Below are 3,700 nucleotides of genomic sequence, written 5' to 3'. Positions count from 1 at the left end.
ATGTCGGAAAATTCACGAAAGACCGGAACGAGCTCGGGAAGATCCTGCCGTCCATGCAAGGTGGTCAGGACCGGAGTGGCGCTTCGCCGAGCGACAGGGAACCCGAGGAAGTCCACATGCGAGTGAATGAGGTCAAAGGTTCCGGCGGGGGCGCCGAACCCCCGTTCCAACAGCATCATCATCGGAGCGTCCCGATTGAAGATCCCGCTGTTCAATCGGAGGGCCTGCGGACAAATCGATTCCAGCCGCGCTTGGGTCACAGAATCTCCGCTCGCAAAGAGGGTGACATCATGGCCCTGGCGAACCAGTTCTTCAGTAATATAGGAGACGATCCGTTCGGTCCCTCCATACCGTTGCGGCGGGACACTTTCCCACAGTGGTGCGACCTGCGCGATTCTCATAATTCGGTTTTCCTCCTCGACGAGCTGGATGACGATGCGTGATGTGCTTGGCGGTCCACAGTATGCGGCGTCGGTGGGCAGATGCGCGTCAGGCCGCTCGACTGGTTCTTCGGACTCACCCCTTTGCCACTCCATTCACTCGGTCACGTTCACACTGCACTGCAACACAACTTCTCTTTGATTTTGATTGGCGCCTCTCGCTATGCACGAGCCGTACCCTGTTCGATCAGTTGATGCGAACCGTGGAATAACGGAGGGTTAGATTTTTGCTCCATCACGTGCCGCCGCTTCAGCAAACCATCCGCCTATCCGAAACTCCGTCTCATCTGTCCTCGCTGTCTCGATTCTCTCGGAGGGGGCACCAACGGATCCTCTACGCTGCGTCACATTACGACGCAGAGAGACCCCACACAATGGACAAAATCCTCGTCCGGTGATGAAGAAAATCAACTGAATGGAAGGCTCATCGCACTGGATGGTTTCTCATACAGGCAGGAGCTTTGGCGTGCCTCTCTCCGAAAAATTTGCCGTAATCATACAAATATCAATAAGATACATCCATGCACCCGTTCTCGACCGCCAAGGCCATCCCTCATGGCCATAGGGGAAAGCAAACACTCCAATTAAGCCTTTGAAGTCCTTCCGACAGCTCGACTTTACAATTTTCTTTGCATGCGGCGAGGCGGGGACCCGGCAGGCTTCGGAGAAGATGCTGCGAGGAGTGGCGCGAATCCGGCACCGTGGCTACTTGACGATCACGATGTCCACTCCGCCCTCATTACGCAAGGCTTCCACTCGAACCGTATCCTTCGATCGCGTCAGCACGAGATCCACGGACATGGCGCCGACGCGCAGATGGCGAAGATGCACTTCGCGCAAAAATTCCGGCAACAGCGGACGATGAAACACAATCCGATGCTCCGTCGCCCGCACCGTGAGCCCCAAACAGGCGGCCAGCAGCAAGAAGACCGAGGCCGCGCTCCAGGCTTGCGGCGAACAGGCCACGGGGTACAGGCTGGGACCTTGGCCGGGCCGGCGCTCGAACCCGCAAAACAATTCCGGCAGCCGATGCAGATCGAAATATTGCGAGGCGTCGAACAGGGCCCGCAAAATCTTCACCGCCGCGTCGGTATGCCCGTAGCGGGCCAGCCCCATGGCGATGATCGCATTATCATGGGGCCAGACCGACCCGTTGTGGTAGGACATCGGGCTGTATCGCGCCTGGTCCGCCGCTACCGTTCGGATCCCCCATCCTGAAAACAAGTCTTTCTCGACCAACGATTGCACAAGCCGCCCCGCATGCCGGTCCCCGACAATCTCGGTAAAGAGACAATGCCCTGGATTGGACGTCTTGACCAGACAAGGGCGCTTCTCGCCGTCGAGCGCCAGCGCGTAACTGGACAGGTGATCGGACCAGAACGCCTGATGAAACCGCTGCTTCAATACCTCGGCCTGGCGGAGCAAGACGGCGCCGGTTTCCTTCTTCCCCAACGCGGACGCACAGGCCGCCGCGCTGCGCTTGGCCGCATAGACATAGCCCTGCACCTCACAGAGCGCGATCGGCGACTCGGCCATCCTGCCGTCGTCGTGAAAGACAGCATCGTACGAGTCCTTCCATCCTTGCTGGACGAGTCCGCGCGACGAACGCCTGGCATACTCCACAAATCCGTCCCGGTCCGCATCGCCGTAGGTGTCGATCCACCGCATCGCCGCGTCGAGATTCGGCCAGAGCGTTTCGATGAAATTCCGATCGCCGGTCCGTTCGAAATAGGCCCCCGCCAACATGATGAACAACGGCGTCGAGTCCACGCTGCCGTAATAGGAACCGAACGGCACCTCGCCGAGGGCGGCCATTTCCCCCTTGCGGCTCTCGTGCAGGATCTTGCCCGGCTCCGCATCCTGTTCCGGCACCGTCTCCTTGGCCTGGGTCGCGGCCAGATAGCCGAGCACCCCTTTGGCGATGGAGGGATTCACCCAGAGATACTCCAGCGCGGTGATGATCCCGTCCCGCCCGAAGGGCGCGCTGAACCAGGGCACTCCCGCGTAGGGATAGTGGCCGTGCGGAGTCTCCGACACCATCATGTGGAGATCGCGCCGGGACCGATCGAGCCACTCGTTGAACCGATCATGGGACGTCACGATTTCGCAATCCTCGCCCATGCGGCTGGCCAGGTCATGCTTGGCCTGTTCCCATGCCTGGTGATAACGCCAGACGGCCGCCTTCTGCTCGGCTTGCTCGCAGCGGACCGCCAACGTCAGCGACACCTCTTCTTTCGGTTTCAACGAAAGATCGAAGCGGGCCTCCGATTCGGATAGGGCCTGCGGGGTGGGGTGCCAGTGCAATCCGGTGCGGCGGACGACCCCATCGAGCCCTTGGTAGAGCAACTGCACGCTGTCGGACTTGACGATCGAGCGCAGCCGCTTGCCTCTGCGCCGCCGACGCACGCCGCGCACCTCGAAGATGTCGACGAAATCCGCGTCGAATTTCACGGCGAGCGAGATCCGAGCCGGGTCGACGCCGTAGTTCACCAGGCGGAATTGCTCGTGGCACCCGCCGCCCCAGAGAAAGGCCGAGCGAAACAAATGGAAGGTGCCCCGGCGGGCCCTGGCCTGGTCTTCCAGATCCAAATCGGTGTTCGTGAGATCCACCGTGAGCACGATATTGTCCTCCCCCACCGCCGAGCTGAGTAGGATAGGACGGGCGCCTCCCACGAAGACTTCGAGACGGGAGAGGTGCCTGGTGCCGTCATGGTAGAGGCCGTGCGAGAACTTCCCGACCGGCTTGATGTCCCCGTACCGGTCGAACACCGCAAAGGAGTCCCCCTGCTTGAGCACGTGCGTCCGGTTATCGACGAGCGACGAGTCGGCGTGAATGTAAAACTGATCCTTGACGCGGATGATCGAATCCACAGGGCGCCCCTTCCGGCCATGAGACCGATGATGACGGCGAACCGGTTGAGCCGGCGCGCCTCTTGCCTTTCCCGACCCCTTGCGCCGGCCCCTGTCAGGTTCGCGCGGCGACATCGCTCCTCACCCAGCGGGAAAACGTGGCGGCGACGACGGCGGTGGCAAAGAGCACGAGCCCGATCCCGGCCAGGCTGATCGGTTCGCCGAATTCGCCGGTCACCCATCCGAAAAACGTGAGGCCGCCGATGGCCGCCGTCATGGCGCCGGTCGAATATACGGCCAAGGCCCGGCCGACCATGAAGGGCGGGGAAAGTTCCTGCAAGACCCCCCAGGCAATCGGGGTCAAGGTGCCAAGCCCCCCGCCGATCACGCACATCAACGCCCCGGCGACA

The 3,700-nt window shown here is 61.2% G+C and carries 2 protein-coding genes and 1 pseudogene; all 3 read right to left on the bottom strand.

Going from position 1 to position 3,700, the window contains the following annotated elements:
• Positions 1 to 401: glycosyltransferase (locus tag ACOSYY_RS16145; protein WP_526023334.1), on the bottom strand; the 401-nt coding region annotated here is incomplete at its 3' end.
• 744 nt (positions 402 to 1,145) lie between these two features.
• Positions 1,146 to 3,311 (bottom strand): amylo-alpha-1,6-glucosidase, encoded by a 2,166-nt coding sequence (locus ACOSYY_RS16140; RefSeq protein ID WP_421663722.1) that lies wholly within the window; start codon positions 3,309 to 3,311, stop codon positions 1,146 to 1,148.
• 94 nt (positions 3,312 to 3,405) lie between these two features.
• Positions 3,406 to 3,700, bottom strand: a pseudogene (locus ACOSYY_RS16135) (MFS transporter); the annotation flags it as partial.

It is taken from the genome of Nitrospira sp. BLG_2, assembly GCF_049222245.1.
This window is presented reverse-complemented; position numbering and strand designations above follow the sequence as displayed.